Source organism: Anaplasma marginale str. Florida, assembly GCF_000020305.1.
Classification (GTDB): domain Bacteria; phylum Pseudomonadota; class Alphaproteobacteria; order Rickettsiales; family Anaplasmataceae; genus Anaplasma; species Anaplasma marginale.
The window spans coordinates 604,496-622,825 of sequence record NC_012026.1 but is presented as its reverse complement, the minus strand read 5'-3'; the positions used below and the strand labels follow the sequence as shown (position 1 = coordinate 622,825).

The window sequence follows — 18,330 nt, the reverse complement described above, 5'->3', positions numbered from 1 at the left end:
GCGTAGGGTTATATACTCAATCGAGCATGCAGGGGCTCATGTTTTGCAGTTACAGCAATACTTAAACTTTACCGGCGGAAAATCCCATTCCACCCGCTTAATATTGCAACAGAAACATTATTCCCTGGACCTTTGTCACGGAAAACCATATATATCAACGGTGTACCAAGCTTGCCAAGTTTGGTATATTATCGGTGTGGGTGGAGGTCGTCCCGGTACGGCCTATTTTTTGCTTGAGGTATTCTAGCGTTACCTGGTGGTTTGGTGCGGCCATAGTGAGGTGCGTATGCCATTAGGGGGCAAGGAACAACTACTCAGGGCGTTTGCTGCGTTCGAGAATATCGCGCCGGACAGCCCAGCGCGGGATTTCTTTGAGTCAGAAGAAGGCAAGGCATACAGGATACCGCTGGTAAAGTTTGTGGCTGCGGCGTTGCGGACGAAGTACGGGGTGGATGCCCCGTCAGTGGCTGAAGAGCTGGTGGATTCCATACAAGCTTTTCGGGATATTGCGCTCCTAATCCGCTCACCCGTCAAACTTGCAGAACAGGTACGGCGTACCAGCGGCGCATCCGGGGAGTTCAGTGGCCAAGAGGAGAATGAAGATGGGCAGCTTGGGGAGGGTGCGCGCGCAGATATGTCGGGCACGATCGCTGAGGGGCTCATGGATAGATTGTCCCAGGGAAAGAAGGCAGTATCTGAGTTTTTGAACTTAAAGTCAGACTTTGAAAGGAAGCAAGAGCTGGCGTGTGAGGTTGACGCGTTTATGGCTGGGATAAAAACGCTCAGGACCGAGCTGGCCAGAAGCGGTGACGTATCGGAGCGAAGGGTCGCGTATTTTGAAGATGTTGATACTTTGCTAGAAATTCTTTTTTCTCAGTACGCTCCCAGGACCGGAGTCTTTTTTAATAGGACGACTCCACTTCAAGATATGCAATCATATGTGGACAGTAGGAAAGACATAATAATCCCCGCAGTCAGGGAGTTGTTGTTCGTGCATCGTCTTGATCAGGTGTATGACCAGAAAATGGCAAGTCTGCTGGAAAGCGTTAGCAGCAAGACTTATTTGCGCTCGTACCTACGTAGTACCGTTGTGGCGCGTGGATTTCAGGAGCGCAATCAGCCGGTAGAGGCGCACGACCCGGGCACTGGCCAACAACCCCAGCAAAGGTCAGTGACAAATCCGCCCGCAGCGGAGCCTGCTCCTGTTCAATCTGAGGTACGGCATCCTAGCTTAAAACAGTCTGGTGTCCAAACTGTATGCGCCGCACCGCAATATGCTGTCACCAGGTCTAAGGCCTTCAACGCACTTTGCATTCTACTGTTTGTTAGCCTGTTTGCACTCTTACTGCTAGTACCCTTGCTGCACGAACACATTCCTGTGGGGGTGGCTAGAGATGTGATTACAATTCTCGCCGAAACTCTCATTGCAATATCCATAATGGCATTGGGATGCTGGCTTATCTTTTCTGGGCGCTGTCATGAAGTGCACGTGCCTGCATTGGCGGAAAATGCACCCGGATGGGGGGTATATGAATCGGGTAACCAGTGTAACGAGCAGCATGCAGCCGAGGGGGTAGGGCGCGCTGAACCTGCTACGTCACCCCAAACCTTTGTGGAGTTGCAGGATATGGTTGGTGCACAATCTCCTATCTCCTATGCGGAGTTGAGTTCACGTTTACCCGCGTGATGTGGCGTTGTATTCCGGGCCATGAGGGTGCGAAGCGTCCTGAAAGGATAGGGTAAAAGCTTTAGTGCGTCACACTCCTCTCTGGGCATACATGCGTGTGAGCTGTGGGAGGGGTCAACAACCCTGTGTGCCACTGAAAGCGGGTGTTTCAGCGCTGCTATAGCACTCACCACGTGGTCAGTGGCTAATGGCTCATTCCCCGACCTTCAGAGTGCTCAGGACGCACGTCTGGGGATGCAGAAGGAGACAGATCGTGATGCATATCCACGCCTCTCTCGTGTGAAATGCCATCCATGCCCTGGGAGGCGTGCGATATCGCTTCATCCGCGTAAGGATATTCATTGAATCTCCAGGGGTCGTAAAGATGCGGATCATCTCTTGCATCCAGGTGATGTCCCTCATCACTGTCTCCGGAGGTAAATTCTCCTTCACCGCCTCCTCCTCCAGACACATCTCCTCCCCCATCTCCGGCGTCTCCGTGCGACATACTATCGAAGAGTATTGGGAACCCAAAAAATACTGAAGTGCCCCTTGTGGGGCCAAAAATACTAACTTGCGGAGTGATGTTTGCCCCCAGAGAGACTACAGCCCTGTCTACATTACCTAAAAGATTTGCCACCACGTCGCTTTTCAATGCTTGTGTTGGGGTGGCCATGACTGCGCACGCTATCGCCAAGGCGGACTTGTCACTCTCTGCATCCTCATGGCTGGACATATCTCTGGTTGCATCGAGCAAAGACTGCACTGCTGCCAAATTTGGCCCCATATTCTGCTCTTGATCGCCTAGTCCTATGGCCATAACAACCCCCCGGTCGGAATCCTTGAACTACCTGCTTCTATCACCTAATAGTGAATATTCTTTAAAAACGCAAGAATCTTACCCCAGTAGCCCGGTTAATATCTTTCTGGATTCCTGAAACGTGTGACTTTCCTGTAAGAGGTGTCTGTGCAGGAAAAAGCCCAAGATCTTTAGGCTGAGCGCAAACTCGTCGGCCGAGCAGCATTCGGTCTCCACCCCGCATGATATGCTGCGCAAAACTTTTGGCAGGGGTAAAAGCTTGTTACGGTATGCATGCCCTACAGCTTCAGATAGCGCCCTGCCGGTTTTTGGGGAGATAAACAGTAAGTTGTCTTTACTGTTGCTTACAGCGCATTTGGACAGATCTAGCGCGAACCCCAGCTGAGATAGTACCAGCAGCTCTAATTTTAAATAGTGGTTATACCACGGTGCTTCGGCCTCCGCCGCGGCAGCAAAATCCTGGAACGAGTCATATAACGTTGGGTGTGGTTCATTTTCTGGAAGTGCAGTACTCATGATGTGGGTAATTGATGATAGGCACATGAGCTTAATTCTGTCACGGAAATAGCTGTAGAAGGCAGAAGCGATCACCTCACAAGTAAAATGTCCCAGATTGGTTGGAAGTTTTGCCCGCCAAGTTGCATCGATAAGATCCCCTATCTGTAGAGGACGCTTTTTTGTGAGCCTTGTCAGCCCTCTGCGCAACCCCCTGTTACGCGTGAGTATGGAAAGCAGCAGGTGCTCGTCCCCGTACGGACGCGTCCCCATCACTACTCCCATTTCCCTCCACTGCATATATGGACGTGACCACTAGGGTGAGCCAACACGGGGGTACTATAGCACATTTAGCGCTCAAATACACTGCGAACTTTGCTGCTGCGGATTTGGACGGATTTGAAATATATACCAATTATGTATGAGTGCCCTGCTTGGTATCCGAGGGATGTTCTTACGCTTGGCCAGGAGAGAGAGGCTTGCAACCTGCGCGAATGTTGGCCACATAAGACTTTTACGTACTGGTGATTGCTTATATACTGGAGCTGTCGAATGCAGGGTTATCCATGGTTTCAGCTGGTAGTACAATTAATTTGTTTGGCAACTTTAGGTGCATTGTAATCCAGAAGATTGGTGAGCTGTGGGGCGGTGAGGTTACAGATTCTTTGCTACACAAGCTCATAGTTGCTCCTCCCACCGAAGACAGGCACGGCGACGTATATACCAATGCTGCGCTGGTTGTCGGTAAGTTCAAGAGAAAAAACCCGATGGAAATTGCGGAGCATCTGCGGCAGGCTCTTGCGGAGGTGGAAGGTGTTGATAGCGTAGATGTAGTGCCTCCGGGGTTTGTGAACTTAAAATGCAGCAATGAAGTTTGGTATTCGGCCATCAGAGACATAAACAAAGCGGGTAAAGACTACGGAGCGGTAAATTTGGGCCAAGGGCAGAAGGTTAATGTGGAGTTCGTCTCGGCAAACCCCACGGGGCCGCTGCACATAGGGCATGCGCGCGGGGCGGTTTTTGGGGATGTGCTGTCAAATTTGCTAGCATGGGTTGGCTATGATGTTACCAGGGAATATTATGTAAATGACGCCGGCGGGCAGATCAATACACTGGTCGAGTCAGTATACTTGAGATACAAAGAAGCGCTGGGGGAGCAGGTTACGATAGGGGAGGGCCTTTATCCCGGAGAGTACCTCAAACCTATAGCCAAAGCCCTGGTTGAAAAGCACGGGGATAAGCTGCTTGCCTCTGAAGATAGGACAGCGGTCATCCGGGAGTTCGCGCTAAAGAGCATCCTAGATCTGATACGGGAGGATATGGCGCTTCTGGGCGTAAAACACGATGTGTTCACGTATGAAGCAGATCTGCAGCGTAGCCGTACAGTTGAAAAATGCGTAGAATTTTTGCAACAAAAGGGAATGCTCTACTACGGGACGCTTGAGCGCCCTAGAGGTGTGGAGGAAGAGGCGGCGTGGCAAGCCAGGGAGCAGCTACTGTTCAGGTCTACTGATTTTGGTGACGATTCTGACAGAGCGCTACAGAAAGAAGACGGATCTTGGACCTATTTTGCTGGGGACATCGCCTACCATTTCGATAAAATCTCCAGGGGTTTTCATGACATGATTCTGGGCCTGGGCTTTGATCATAAAGGCTATGTATCCAGGCTGAAAGCCGCGGTGCACGCACTGAGTGATGGTAAAGCTACGATAGACGTCAAGCTCCACAATATGGTCAACTTTTTGGAAAATGGAGTGCCGGTTAAAATGTCAAAGCGACGCGGCGAATTTTTGACCGCAAGAGATGTAGTGGAAGAAGTCGGCAAAGATGTTGCCAGATTTATCATGATGACCAGAAAGAACGACGTGGTGCTTGATTTTGATTTTGCAAAGGCAAAAGAGCAGTCAAAGGACAGTCAAATTTTCTACATTCAATATGCTCACGCAAGGGCATGCTCCCTGATGCGCAACGCGCCCACCCTTTTGCCCATCGAAGACGTCGATTTTTCCCGAGTGTCTTCCGCTCCAGAAATTGCGCTTATCAAACTTTTGGTCAGGTGGCCGAACATAGTAGAGTCCTCTGCTGTCAATCACGAACCACACAGGATAGCGTTTTACTTACTGGAGGTTGCCGAGGCGTTTCACGTGCTATGGGGGCACGGAAGCCGCAGTGTTGACATGCGATTTATTGTCGAGGGAGATATTGCCACAACCTCAGCCAGGATTTACCTGGTCAAAGTTGTTGCGCTGGTGATTTCCCTAGGCCTCTCGATATTTTCCATCGCTCCCATGGAAGAAATGCGCTAACGCAAAACGGCCCTTAAGCGCAGGAATGAGGCAAGGAGCCGAGCGCGACTGCAGCGGAGTCTCTGCTGAAGGATAGGTGCAACAGCAGCACCGTCCTAGCTATGCTGTGTGCAGCAATAATCTTGTGTGGAGTTTGTTGTACAGCAGCATGTTGTCCACCCATCATTGCAGCTGTAGCATTGGCTGGCGTAGCTGCAGTGTTATTTTCAGTGATAACAGGATGTTCTATAAGAGATTTAGTTGAATCTTGTAGGCAAGTTAAACAAGTAAAGGAAGAAGGATTAGCTACTGTACAATCATTACAACCTGTTCTTACTCCTGTAACTCCTATAGCTGAGAGAACAGGTAATGGAAGAATTGCCAAGCTCCTGACTGGTAAGGCCAAGGCTGAGGATGCAGCTCAGGCTGCTGTGGATCAGGGTACTGCTGTTGGCGGAACTAATAAGGTTATAGCTGGGGTTGCCACCAGTTCTGGTATTGTCAAGGTCATGGCTGAGGCAGATCCCAGTACGCTGAAGGATGCCATCAAGGCTGTTGGTGGGACTGGCTACGGTTTGGAGGGCATGGGTGCTGGTGCTGTGGCTGGTGGGGTTACTGGTACTGCTGTTGTAACCGGTGTGGGGATTGCTGCTGGCATATGGTATTTAAAAAGTTGTGTTGCTGGTTGTGCCGCTAAGTGTGCTGCTGCATGTGCTTGTGCTGCTACATGCTGTACCAACAGTGGCGCCTCCTGCTGCGCTGCTGTTGTCCTTGGCTGTGTATGTACTGCTGCAGCTGCATGCTGTACTGTAGCATTCATCCCATATGCACTGATGGCATTCTCCATCCTGATCTCAATATGTACAGTTATTCAGACCGTAGCTGATCTTTATTCTGCCAGGGTGCCGGTAGTATCCATGCAAGATCCTGTGCATAAGAGGGATACTACAGAATATGATGTCATAGAGAATTATAAACCACAGAAGATCAGCAGGATAAAGTGGCTCGCTCCTCCAGAAGCTGCCAGTCCAACGCGTAGACTACTCATGGCTGTGGCTGGTGTTGCAGTGGTTGCGTGTATTTCAATTTTGCTATGCTGCTGTTTGCCGACCATCGCAGTGGTGGCTCCGCCGCTGGTCTCTTGTGTGTTCTATGGCTTATCCTCTTGTGTAGGTGGCATTGATGCTTATGTATATAAACGTAAGGCTGCCAAGGCTGCGTTGCCTGTTGAAACTAGTCCCATCGTGCTCGGGCAGCGTGCTTCTGAATGCCCCGAACAACTTCAAAATGAGGTGGCTGTCGAGACTGCTAACATGACTAGTGATAGCGTGCAGCAGACCCAAGACTGGGAACCTGTTGCCAAGGATGCAGAGTGGGAGCCTATACAGCAAGGTCCAGTTGCTGCAAAGGAGGCTGGTGTCGATGGTACTTCCCAAGCGCCATCTGACAAAGCTGACATAATGAAAGTCCTTGAACAAGATGAAGGTTTCCTCAGTGCTGCTGGGGACCTGTTCCAGGCTATGACTGCTGATCTCCAAAATTGGGAGCCTGTCGCACCCAAGACTGTCGCGCAACCGTCAAGAGCAAGATAGGGGGGTAAATTATCCCGGTATGAACGTCCATTTTCGGGTTTGATGCAGACCTTCAGTAAGCTTGGTGATAGCTACGTAAGCGCCGACTAGTAGGGAACTATAGAACACTGCGGGTGTGACAAGAGCGGTACATAGTAGCATAGCTGCTACTAATAGGGTTGTGAAAGCGTAGATGGAGAGAAGATGTATCGCAAGGCAAAATGCCACAAACCCCGCACAAGATGCAATTGTGAACGCAGCCTCTATGGCTGATTGCACCTTATTTTGATGCATATTACCTCCACAAGGTCAGTGGTTGGGCCGTCAGCGGGCCGAGACCGCACACTGCTGTTGTGACGTTAAAACTGGCAGAGCTGAAAGAGAAGCTAAGACGGGACTAGCCTCTATTGATTGGGGTGCTGCTGCATCCTGACTGAGAGCATTGCCCGCAAATGCCTCAGATTGGGGAGGTTTGATATTTTAAGTTATTAAGGATTTTTAATTAAAGTATTAAGAATATCTGCGCTGGTGTTGGTATAACTCTTTAATATTAGTTAAATAATGTGCATATTATTTTAAGAAATGTTAAGATTCACAGGTAAATTGCTAAACTTCTTAAAATGGTATGTATCGTAAAGAACCGCTAAAAAGTGACGCTATTGAGCCTGCGCAAAATCGATCACTGCAAAATGGCAAGGGTGTGTATGCGCGCACCATGGCACGCCGATGCCTGTCAAATGGTGATATCGAGAGTACATTGAGGGACAGGGCACAGTCGCCACAGGGTGCTGCTACACGCAGTTCATCTGTGAGTCCTACAAAGTGGTCTTTAGCAGCTACTAATGGTGTTGAAGCTGTGGGTACCGGAAGTACTGGGGCACGCGGTACGAGGTTATGTGAGCTGCATAGTTCTAGGGCGTCTGCGAAGCAAAAAGTTTCCGTAACGAGGCCCAGTTTGGCGGGGGCTAAAATTGCAAAACCTGTTGTAAGACCAGGCAAGCCTCCTAAAGTTTCTACACAAACTCCAGGGCTAGCTTTGCAGCAGAACGGCCAGCTTACTAAGATGTCCCCAACCTCAGCGGAGCAAGATAGTGAACGCATTATAAATGCTTCAGAGAGTTTCAGGCCTACTCAGGCAAATGGCAAAGTTCCCACACAGGCTCCGGAACAAGCTTCAAAGCAGAATGGCCAACTTTCCAAGATGCCAACAGCAGAGCAGGAAGACGAACGCGCTCCAGACGCTGCAGAGAGTCCTGAGTTTATTCCGGCGAACGACAAAATTTCTACGCCAGCTTCAACAGGGCAAGATGGTGCAGTTACTGCCGCTGCTTTAGTGGGCTCTGGGCCTATTCAAGCGAATAACAACGTTCCCGCCAAAGGTCCTGTACCGGCCCCAGAGCAAGCTTCAAAACAGAACGGTCAACTTCCCAAAGCTCCAAATACAACCCCGCATACTTCTGCGGGGAATATTCAAAGTGGGAGTGGCGGCGGCTCGAACCCACCGTCGGAAGACTCTGCTCCTGTAGAAAAGCGCGTGACCCTTGACAGCAACTACTGTAAGAATCTACTGGCAACCGAACCGTTTGGTAACCCCTACAAACTTGCGGCGCTATTGGCTGATAATATACAAAAGTTCTCAAAGGTCAGCATTAGCGCAGGTACCGTCTACTCATTGCTTTGTAACTCCTTACTTTCAGAGCTTATGGGTGGCAGTTATATACCTGGTGTCCTTAGGCCAAAGGTAACTCGCACGGTATGCAAATTTGCGCGCTCTGTAGACTTCCAGCGGGGCCGGGCAGTAGTTGATGAAGTGCGCAGCACCAGGCTGATAACCGTCAACCGCTATGCCGCAGGCGCTATATCTGTAGACAGCTATACATATGGCGTAGATGTGGCGTCGAGAATGCGGCTCAACGCCCAAGTATTTCAAGATCTACTATCCACAAGCCACACTCCCGTCAGTCCGGAGAGTATAGCTGCCAAGAGTGTAGCAAATACGGTTTTGAGATTTATATTTTCGTATTTGGTGCATCTAGAATCACTCAAACGTTCGTCCCCTCAGGAAGAGGAGGCGGATGCTACAGTGCTCTCAATATTGGAGTATCTGGATGACGAATACACAAACATTCATGACATACTACATGCGGGAGACTATCAAGGTTTCTACCAATACATGAAGCACCTTATTGCCAGAGATGCGCATAGGGTGAATTCCCTACTGCTGAGCACGGGACATAAGGCCTCAGTGTATATGGCTGAGCATTATAACGCCTTACTTAGCAACATCATAGCGTATCAGTGTGTAAGAGCTGGCGTCACCAGCGGCCCTGAGACCCGCGACGTGCTTGAGAGGATCGGCAAGAATGCAACACAACACCTTATGCCGCTGTTGCGCTTTTCTACTACACTTTCGAGTGTGGTAGCCAAGCTATACAATGCCATCAACAGGGAAGACTTGATCCATGCCATGAACGCGGATGGTATCCGGCTTATTATGGAGAGCCAAGACTTTAAAAGTGCACTAATTGAAAATGTGGCCCCGGTCTTGAGAAAGGTCATGCCTCCGCTGGAAGTCCAGTCACGCTACAATCAGGAAAATCTGGAGAAAATTGCCGCCGCTATATTCATATTTTACCCTGGTTGTAGCTTTGACGGCTCGGACATAATGCTAGATGGAGACGGGCTAAAATTATTAAATGTCGGTGAGGGCAAGATACGCACCTCTCATGACTTTTTTGATGAGGAAGAGGCCTCGCGTGCGATGCAGCGCCCAGATATACTTCTCGCAGAGTTGCAGACGCTCTTCTGGGGCTTCAGGGCATCGGCTGGTCCATTGAAATGGAAGGAATTTTTACTGGAGCTCAACGAACTCTGTGAAACCATGATCACTAGCCAGTTTGCCGTGGCTGCGCAATCTAAAATATTGAGTTCGCTGTCAGGCATTCAACACCTGAGGCAACTTCATGAGCGCATGGGACAGGTGGTATATGAATCCTTTTTGCCGAGGGTACTATACATACGAGAATTTTTGCGCAATGGACGGCTGGCAGAATCTGCGGCATGCCTCATAGACTTTTTGCCCGGCCCCAGCGCCACATCTGGAGAGTTGAGCAGGCTCTTACTAAGAATTTACAACGTGCCCATCCGCGTTCGCAATGTTTATATCGACAACTTTAGTCAGGCTTGCAGTATTACCCCCTACGGCATCAGTGATTATCAAGAGCCTGGCGCATCTCTGCCACTTAGCAGCTGTGAGTCTGCATTTAAGGCAGCAATTGACGAACATGCCCACCATTTCCTAAGCAGATTTCAGCCTGATACTAGGGAAAATGTGGTGGAGCGCAGGCTTGAGGACGAGCTCAGTAGAGATCCTGAGACGCAATACAGGCCCCTCAGCCTTTCAGAACAGCAAAGGCACGCTATTGTAAAAACCGCAGCACGCAGATCAATTGCCCAGCGTGCAATGAATAGCGGTATATCCAAAATGTGGCTATACAGTATTGGTATACTTGCTCTCGTAATAGCAGTCTTCCTCGTCCAAGTCACCCCTCCCTATGTGTTTGTACCTTATATGGTACTTGTAGCAGGCTTCTTAGGTTTTGTAGCAGGTCGTCAATACATCAGTAAAGATGCTAGCGTGGAACATTGTATGAGTATTGCACAGGTACCAACTGCGGTAGTGCGCCCCAAACCTCCCCAATCTGAGGCATTTGCGGGCAATGCTCTCAGTCAGGATGCAGCAGCACCCCAATCAATAGAGGCTAGTCCCGTCTTAGCTTCTCTTTCAGCTCTGCCAGTTTTAACGTCACAACAGCAGTGTGCGGTCTCGGCCCGCTGACGGCCCAACCACTGACCTTGTGGAGGTAATATGCATCAAAATAAGGTGCAATCAGCCATAGAGGCTGCGTTCACAATTGCATCTTGTGCGGGGTTTGTGGCATTTTGCCTTGCGATACATCTTCTCTCCATCTACGCTTTCACAACCCTATTAGTAGCAGCTATGCTACTATGTACCGCTCTTGTCACACCCGCAGTGTTCTATAGTTCCCTACTAGTCGGCGCTTACGTAGCTATCACCAAGCTTACTGAAGGTCTGCATCAAACCCGAAAATGGACGTTCATACCGGGATAATTTACCCCCCTATCTTGCTCTTGACGGTTGCGCGACAGTCTTGGGTGCGACAGGCTCCCAATTTTGGAGATCAGCAGTCATAGCCTGGAACAGGTCCCCAGCAGCACTGAGGAAACCTTCATCTTGTTCAAGGACTTTCATTATGTCAGCTTTGTCAGATGGCGCTTGGGAAGTACCATCGACACCAGCCTCCTTTGCAGCAACTGGACCTTGCTGTATAGGCTCCCACTCTGCATCCTTGGCAACAGGTTCCCAGTCTTGGGTCTGCTGCACGCTATCACTAGTCATGTTAGCAGTCTCGACAGCCACCTCATTTTGAAGTTGTTCGGGGCATTCAGAAGCACGCTGCCCGAGCACGATGGGACTAGTTTCAACAGGCAACGCAGCCTTGGCAGCCTTACGTTTATATACATAAGCATCAATGCCACCTACACAAGAGGATAAGCCATAGAACACACAAGAGACCAGCGGCGGAGCCACCACTGCGATGGTCGGCAAACAGCAGCATAGCAAAATTGAAATACACGCAACCACTGCAACACCAGCCACAGCCATGAGTAGTCTACGCGTTGGACTGGCAGCTTCTGGAGGAGCGAGCCACTTTATCCTGCTGATCTTCTGTGGTTTATAATTCTCTATGACATCATATTCTGTAGTATCCCTCTTATGCACAGGATCTTGCATGGATACTACCGGCACCCTGGCAGAATAAAGATCAGCTACGGTCTGAATAACTGTACATATTGAGATCAGGATGGAGAATGCCATCAGTGCATATGGGATGAATGCTACAGTACAGCATGCAGCTGCAGCAGTACATACACAGCCAAGGACAACAGCAGCGCAGCAGGAGGCGCCACTGTTGGTACAGCATGTAGCAGCACAAGCACATGCAGCAGCACACTTAGCGGCACAACCAGCAACACAACTTTTTAAATACCATATGCCAGCAGCAATCCCCACACCGGTTACAACAGCAGTACCAGTAACCCCACCAGCCACAGCACCAGCACCCATGCCCTCCAAACCGTAGCCAGTCCCACCAACAGCCTTGATGGCATCCTTCAGCGTACTGGGATCTGCCTCAGCCATGACCTTGACAATACCAGAACTGGTGGCAACCCCAGCTATAACCTTATTAGTTCCGCCAACAGCAGTACCCTGATCCACAGCAGCCTGAGCTGCATCCTCAGCCTTGGCCTTACCAGTCAGGAGCTTGGCAATTCTTCCATTACCTGTTCTCTCAGCTATAGGAGTTACAGGAGTAAGAACAGGTTGTAATGATTGTACAGTAGCTAATCCTTCTTCCTTTACTTGTTTAACTTGCCTACAAGATTCAACTAAATCTCTTATAGAACATCCTGTTATCACTGAAAATAACACTGCAGCTACGCCAGCCACTGCTACAGCTGCAATGATGGGTGGACAACATGCTGCTACTGTACACAACATTATTGTGCACAGCGCAGCTACGGTGCAGACCATCATCAGCATGCCCATGTTTATGAGCACTCCAGATACTGCATGTGCAGTGTTTGCTGCTGCAATACGATGTGCGCGTGTCTTTCCTATTTGTGTGTTGGGACTCAACCTTCCCCCCCCCCTACGTTTCGCCCATATTGCTATTGTGGGACTTTTGCTGTACCATCCTGCCTGGGTTTGTGGAGCCGAAATAGACTTATTACATAGCTTTGGTGATGCACGGAAAGTATAAGCTGCATACGGTTAGTTAGGCAAAATACCTAACAGCGTTACAAAAAACTTCAAAACCATCGGCATAGGTGGGCACGGGCTTGCCCGCACGCACGTTTGCATCTTTGCTATCTGTTCAATTGGGTGCTGGGGGTAGCATGTCGCTACCCCCAGCACCCACAAAGTGGGATATCCTACATGCAGGCCTACTCCCCCATTCCTAGTGTACAACTACACTGCATAACAACTTATTACTAGTATGGAACATATTAAAGGGCTCATGCGTGCAACAGTTGGGGGTGCGCATATTCAGGCTAAATTCTATCGTTCGCTGTGCGGCAAACCCATTTAGCGGCTTGTGCCGCGCAGCATTTAGGCTTTTGTGGCAAGGAGGCCTTCAAATGCGGGCCAGGTGATACGTCTCTCTGATTTGGCCCTAAAGTACATAATGGGGTGCCGGTGCTGTGGCTGACATCGCCAGTTGATAAATTTTATAGCCATGCACTTTCCGCGTTGTGTAGGTCTAGAAGCCGTTCCGGCTGCGTGACGCGTTACGGTGCCTTCACTATGGATTCACGCTGGTGTTCACGGACTTCTGTATGTGTTAATGACTGGCCGGGCGGTGAAGCGGCGGCCATGCCTCCCTTAAGGATCGGATCTGCCGTACTTGTGGGGGGTTGCGCGCTATCTTCCTTTGCTTGCCTACAGGATTTAACTAAATCCCATATGGATAATCCAATTGCTACTGAACATAGTACGGCTGCTACACCAGCCACTGCCGTAGCTGCAATGACATATGGACTTTCTAATGTAAGAGCTGTGCACATCGCTATTATGGTACCGCAGATCATCAACATACATACGCTCAATAGTACCAAGGATGCCGCATGGGCAGTGGTTACTGCGGGAACTGCGCCAGCAGCCTTATCTTCAGCAGTAGTTCGCTGCTCCACACTGGAAACTCCGGGAGAACTTTTCCCTATGTTATTAATAACATCTTGTACGCTACTATCTGAAGTCAGGCCTCGTCTCTGAAAACTGTCTGATACACTATTCATGGCACTTGCTGTGCGGGGGTGCTTCGCCTCTAGCTCCTCTTTGGTCATCTTACCGGTGTGGACCTGTACTACGAGACCTAGCGATTCAGATAGGCGCTTTGCCAACTCCTCAACCATAGCCTCCACAGCCTTTTTCGCTACCTGCTGAGCTCTTGCGTTTTGTGGCAGACGAACGCCAGAATCCCTCAACCTGCGCATGACTGCTGCAGCAATGTCCTCAGTGTTAACAATGCCTCTTACGTCTCTAATCAGTGCTTGGACACCTTCTGCGCTGACCTCTGCGCCCTTCTCTTCGCTTGCACATATCGCTTTTTGCTCTTTTGATTTACTTATACCGCGATAATCCTCAGCTATAGCAGTACACCCCTGCTGCAGTAGCGCTCCAGCAGTCACGCTACAAGCTGCAGTTATTAAATACCCCAATGCATTAATCACAGGCTCACCGAGTTAACGCCTGCAATAGATACCGGGGCCTCGAAACACGCTATGGTACTGTCAGCGCTGTGCGGCACGGTCCCCCCCCCCCGGCAAGGGTTGGGTCTACCACACTTGTGGAAGGTTGTGTGCTACCTTCTCCTGTGTTGATTGTCTCCGCATTAGCATTCTTCGCGGGTGGCTGGGCGTCGTCATCGGATACATCCTCAATCGTGACGACGGGTGCGCCGCTACATGAAGCTTCCGTCCCTGCCTCGCTCGCCTTCTCGACAACCTCAACAACAACAACAACTTTTTCCGCGCTAGCGGCTGTATCTGCAGCAGCGATGTTAGTATTAGCAGCTCCCACTACCGGAGTTGCAGCGTTGGTTGTAGGAGCTGTGTCAGCGGACTGACCTTCAGCAATAGCTCGTTGCTCCACACCGGAAATCCCAGACGCACCGTTTACTACAGTATTCACAACATCTTGTACGCTGCTGCCTGAAGTCAGGCCCCGTTTCTTGAAACTTTCCGATACACTATTTATGGCACTCGCTGTTCGAGGATGCTTTGTCTCTAGCTCCTCTTTGGTCATCTTACCGGTGTGGACCTGCACTAAGAGACCTAGCGATTCAAATAGGCGCTCTGCCACCTCTTCGACCATGGCTTGAACTGCAGCTTCTGTCAGCGCTGTAGCTTGCGTGGTCTTTGGTATGCGAATGCCTTTGTCTTTCAGCCTGTTCGTGACTGCTGCGGCAATGCTCCCGGTATCAATAATTTCCTTTACGGTGTTGAGTGGTGCCAGGGCACTTGCTCGTTCTTGTAATGCAAGTTCCTGCTCCCCTGCCGCTTTTTCCTTTGCTACGCTGGCTTCGGCGCTTTTCTCTTCGCCCCGCCGTTCCTCCGCTTCTGACTCTTTATGTCTTACTTTATCATCGTGCTTATCGCCCGCATTTAAAGCAACAAACATCCGCTCCAGTAGCGCTCCAGCAGCAGCGCTACTAACTATAGCTATAAATATTCCTAGTGCACCCATCCCAAGCTCCCCAATATACTTTTCGGAATAACAGCGCTGCGTGCGGGGGGGGGGGGGGGGGGGGGATCTTTACGCCAACAAGGCACACAGAGTGCCACAACTTAGTGAAAAGTATACCAGACCCACTGCACGCACATGCGCGCGACACTATACTATAATAAATGCGATATTCACGCAAACTGTGGGTTGAAAAGTGTGGCAGATGTTCTGATGCAAGGCCGATTTTATAACAACAATACATTGTGGATGGTATGTTAATGCACTCTGCCTCGTAGGGGTAACTACGCACGCATCTTGGTTGTTCGGGCCAGGGAAGGGGAGGTGCTTTACGCATTTTGTCGTGGTCATCACTGCTGCTATGTGGTGTGGCGCAACTTGCTTATATACGTTCGTCCATGGGAAGCGAAGGTGATGAAAATAGAAAAATCCCCGCCTCTTCGGCGTTGTCAATCTGTGCCGCATGTTATGGCCTTTGACGTGGTAGTTGGCCTTTAACACTCGGATGGTGCATCCTCAGAGTTGCCATAAGGATGCTCTGGGTTTTTGAATTTCGTGCCCACCAGGTAAATTTCGGAGGATTCGCTCCTGCTGGATTTTGGCTTAAAATACGTTACTGACGCAAAATAGTACTGCAGCGACCTGCGAAATTCTTGCTCATATTCCCCTTGCAGGATTTTGGTCACAAAGCTTCCACCTGAGCGTAAAAACTCCACTGCCAGATCTAGAGCCATTTCGCACAGATTGATGATATTCGCATGATCCACCTGCCGATGCCCGCAGGATTTTGGAGCCATGTCTGACAGCACAACATCGAACTTCCTATCCTGCAGCGCCGCACGCAGCAGCTCTGGTGAATGTTCTACATCACACTGCACAAAGTCAACATTGGGAATTCGCTCCATGGGAGCCATATCTACGGCAACTACATGTGCCTTGCCACCTTCTGCAACCCGTTCAGCTGCAACCTGAGCCCAGCCTCCGGGGCATGAACCAAGGTCCAACACATACCTACCCCGCTGCAAGAGCTTAAATTTGCAGTCGATATCTATGAGCTTATACGCCGAGCGAGACCTATATCCGTGCTTTTTCGCCAACATAACGTACGGGTCGTTAATTTGCCTGCGTATCCAGCTTGTGGAAGAAATTTTCCGACCCTTTGCAGTTTTAACGTTAACTATGTCAATAACCTTGGGCTAACAAACACTGTGTACTAGATATGATAAGGAATTTACACGTTGCGGTGAAGAAATATATCGCACTTTACGCTGGTGAAGTGTTCATCCTGACGGATATGTCCTAACCAACACGAGCGTTGCAATATCTACATCCCCGTTATTGGGCATATTGACACCAACTGCAATATATTATACCCTAACCGGATCTCTCGGGGTGTGGCGCAGCCTGGTAGCGCACTTGGTTTGGGGCCAAGGGGTCGGGAGTTCGAATCTCTCCACCCCGACGCTGTACGCAGCTCTAAGGTTTTCACACTTTGGTTCATACTCTGCTGGCGGCCGGCGCTTTCAGTACGCGGTTGCGGCGCAAAACAAACAGGCACGTGTGGGTGCTTCTGTAGATTTACATTAAGAAAACGTAGCGAGGCCCAGGAATATGAGGAACGCTATTATATCGCTCGCTGCACATACTATTATTGATGATGAAACAGCTGGGTCTGCACCAAAGAAGTGCAGCAACATGGGCACCGCCGCCCCGGAAAAGGTTGCGATGGAGAAGGTTATAATCATCGAGGCGACAAATAGTACCTCTATTGAGGTGTTATGAAACCTTATTATAATGGCAATAGAGGCTATGGCAGCCAGTATTGCCCCATTGACAAAACCCACACACAGCTCCTTGAAGAGCAACCTGCGTGAGTTTCTGTATGTCAGCTGTTTGGTCGCCAAGGCGCGTATGGTCACAGTCAGGGCTTGTAACCCCGAGTTTCCACTCATAGATGCTATCATTGGCATTATGATAGACAACGCGATAAAGCTCCTTATCGTCTCGCTGAACCAGCCTATAACTATGGAACTAGCGGATGAAGTCAATAAATTGACCAGCAACCACGGCAATCTTTTCACCACCGTGCTTATGGTGGAAGAGGTCACATCACCGTCTGATACCATACCCATACGCAGCACATCCTCTTCCGCCTCTTGGTGCACTACGTTGATTATGTCATAAACCAGGATTGAGCCGATTATACGCCCGTCTTTGTTGACTACGGGTGCGGATAGCAGCGAATACTGGCGAAATATTTCAGATACCTCCTCTTGCTTTGCTCCCGGCCTGATGATTTTAATATCGGTGTTCATCAGCTGCCTGACCATGCTATTTCTGCTGGCACGTATTATGTCGTCTAGAGCCAATATTCCCACAGGTTGCAGCTGGGGGTTGATTACAAAAATCTCGTGAAACTTCTTATTGGGCCTGGCATGGTTACATAAAAAGTCAACCAATTGCTCCACATTCCAATACTCGGGTACGACAGTTATATCTTTATAGATCAGCCTACCAGCGCTCTTTTCCGGGTATGAAAGCAACTCTCTTATCAGCGTGCCTTGGGCTTCTGGCAGTAGGTCTATAATTGCGTTTTGGTATTCTTCGTCTAAATCTTCAATAATTTCAACAATATCCCCACTATCCAGCCCGCTCACCAAAAATGCGGTCTTTTCCGTCCCCAAAGCCTTTATCACCTCTTTGCGCAACCCGGGCACGAGATGCAGCAAGATCTCCGGTATGAGACCGTCTCTAACGTATCCTAGTAACTCTCTGCGGTGATTGGGGGTTAACGTCAACAGGAAATAGGCAAGCTGTACTCCATCTACCCGGTCTATGACTTCCTTGATGTCTGAGGACCTACCTTCCTCTACCGCGCTGATAAGAAAGTCGCTAGTTTGTTTATCCAGCAAATGGTAAGACATAACGCGCGCGACAACTTCAATTGACTGACAACAAACAACGCAGCACACTCCTAGCATATTTTTACCGTCTTGTATATCCTGAAATTGTTTTGCAATTTGTTTCATGATGAGGGCCACGCGCTAGGTAAGTTGATATTACATTGGGGCGCTTTGAGCCGCGTACAATGCGGACATTTTGCACGTCTACAAGTTGCATCAAGCTATAATCTTGGTAGAGTGCGGGAATAAAGTGCCAATGAT

The 18,330-nt window shown here is 49.6% G+C and carries 11 protein-coding genes and 1 tRNA gene; 5 read left to right on the top strand and 7 right to left on the bottom strand.

Annotation, left to right across the window (positions count from 1 at the left end; all coding sequences use genetic code 11):
- Positions 1-286 precede the first annotated feature (286 nt).
- Positions 287-1,687 (top strand): hypothetical protein, encoded by a 1,401-nt coding sequence (locus AMF_RS07630; RefSeq protein ID WP_010267717.1) that lies wholly within the window; start codon positions 287-289, stop codon positions 1,685-1,687.
- 184 nt (positions 1,688-1,871) lie between these two features.
- Here the strand turns inward: AMF_RS07630 and AMF_RS07625 are convergent, their stop codons facing one another.
- Both AMF_RS07625 and recO read right to left on the bottom strand, forming a co-directional pair.
- The gene (locus tag AMF_RS07625) at positions 1,872-2,486 is read right to left on the bottom strand and encodes a hypothetical protein (RefSeq protein ID WP_010267714.1); all 615 of its coding nucleotides are present in this window, start codon (positions 2,484-2,486) and stop codon (positions 1,872-1,874) included.
- A gap of 78 nt (positions 2,487-2,564) precedes the next feature.
- Positions 2,565-3,281 carry a DNA repair protein RecO gene (recO, locus tag AMF_RS07620; RefSeq protein WP_012658980.1) on the bottom strand — a complete coding sequence of 239 codons (717 nt, stop codon included), beginning with the start codon at positions 3,279-3,281 and terminating at the stop codon, positions 2,565-2,567.
- Between the two features lie 266 nt (positions 3,282-3,547).
- On the opposite strand from recO, the gene argS reads away from it, so the two are divergent.
- The 3 genes from argS (at position 3,548) to AMF_RS07605 (ending at position 10,675) form a co-directional block, all read left to right on the top strand.
- The gene (argS, locus tag AMF_RS07615) at positions 3,548-5,287 is read left to right on the top strand and encodes an arginine--tRNA ligase (protein WP_010267708.1); all 1,740 of its coding nucleotides are present in this window, start codon (positions 3,548-3,550) and stop codon (positions 5,285-5,287) included.
- A gap of 101 nt (positions 5,288-5,388) precedes the next feature.
- A complete protein-coding gene (locus tag AMF_RS07610) occupies positions 5,389-6,858 on the top strand; it encodes a hypothetical protein (RefSeq protein ID WP_012658978.1) in 1,470 nt (489 codons plus the stop codon).
- A gap of 787 nt (positions 6,859-7,645) precedes the next feature.
- Positions 7,646-10,675, top strand: a complete 3,030-nt coding sequence (locus tag AMF_RS07605; RefSeq protein WP_227013313.1) for a hypothetical protein — start codon at positions 7,646-7,648, stop codon at positions 10,673-10,675.
- A gap of 303 nt (positions 10,676-10,978) precedes the next feature.
- Here the strand turns inward: AMF_RS07605 and AMF_RS07600 are convergent, their stop codons facing one another.
- From AMF_RS07600 to AMF_RS07585, 4 genes are all read right to left on the bottom strand, one after another.
- Positions 10,979-12,559: a hypothetical protein gene (locus tag AMF_RS07600; RefSeq protein ID WP_012658977.1), complete on the bottom strand. Its 1,581-nt coding sequence runs from the start codon at positions 12,557-12,559 to the stop codon at positions 10,979-10,981.
- A 653-nt stretch (positions 12,560-13,212) separates the two neighbouring features.
- Positions 13,213-14,154 carry a hypothetical protein gene (locus AMF_RS07595; protein WP_012658976.1) on the bottom strand — a complete coding sequence of 314 codons (942 nt, stop codon included), beginning with the start codon at positions 14,152-14,154 and terminating at the stop codon, positions 13,213-13,215.
- 49 nt (positions 14,155-14,203) lie between these two features.
- The gene (locus AMF_RS07590) at positions 14,204-15,169 is read right to left on the bottom strand and encodes a hypothetical protein (RefSeq protein WP_012658975.1); all 966 of its coding nucleotides are present in this window, start codon (positions 15,167-15,169) and stop codon (positions 14,204-14,206) included.
- A 491-nt stretch (positions 15,170-15,660) separates the two neighbouring features.
- Positions 15,661-16,266 carry an RlmE family RNA methyltransferase gene (locus AMF_RS07585; protein WP_010264647.1) on the bottom strand — a complete coding sequence of 202 codons (606 nt, stop codon included), beginning with the start codon at positions 16,264-16,266 and terminating at the stop codon, positions 15,661-15,663.
- Between the two features lie 288 nt (positions 16,267-16,554).
- On the opposite strand from AMF_RS07585, the gene AMF_RS07580 reads away from it, so the two are divergent.
- A tRNA-Pro gene (locus AMF_RS07580) sits at positions 16,555-16,628 on the top strand.
- A gap of 121 nt (positions 16,629-16,749) precedes the next feature.
- Here AMF_RS07580 and mgtE read toward each other — a convergent pair.
- Positions 16,750-18,195 (bottom strand): magnesium transporter, encoded by a 1,446-nt coding sequence (mgtE, locus tag AMF_RS07575; RefSeq protein ID WP_080510989.1) that lies wholly within the window; start codon positions 18,193-18,195, stop codon positions 16,750-16,752.
- Between the last annotated feature and the right edge of the window lie 135 nt (positions 18,196-18,330).

What these genes read in the sequence shown, in the direction of transcription:
- AMF_RS07630 (WP_010267717.1), top strand. Translation starts at nt 287, where the DNA reads ATGCCATTAGGGGGCAAGGAACAACTACTCAGGGCGTTTGCTGCGTTC.
- AMF_RS07625 (WP_010267714.1), bottom strand. Translation starts at nt 2,486, where the DNA reads ATGGCCATAGGACTAGGCGATCAAGAGCAGAATATGGGGCCAAATTTG.
- recO (WP_012658980.1), bottom strand. Translation starts at nt 3,281, where the DNA reads ATGCAGTGGAGGGAAATGGGAGTAGTGATGGGGACGCGTCCGTACGGG.
- argS (WP_010267708.1), top strand. Translation starts at nt 3,548, where the DNA reads ATGGTTTCAGCTGGTAGTACAATTAATTTGTTTGGCAACTTTAGGTGC.
- AMF_RS07610 (WP_012658978.1), top strand. Translation starts at nt 5,389, where the DNA reads ATGCTGTGTGCAGCAATAATCTTGTGTGGAGTTTGTTGTACAGCAGCA.
- AMF_RS07590 (WP_012658975.1), bottom strand. Translation starts at nt 15,169, where the DNA reads ATGGGTGCACTAGGAATATTTATAGCTATAGTTAGTAGCGCTGCTGCT.
- AMF_RS07585 (WP_010264647.1), bottom strand. Translation starts at nt 16,266, where the DNA reads ATGTTGGCGAAAAAGCACGGATATAGGTCTCGCTCGGCGTATAAGCTC.
- mgtE (WP_080510989.1), bottom strand. Translation starts at nt 18,195, where the DNA reads ATGAAACAAATTGCAAAACAATTTCAGGATATACAAGACGGTAAAAAT.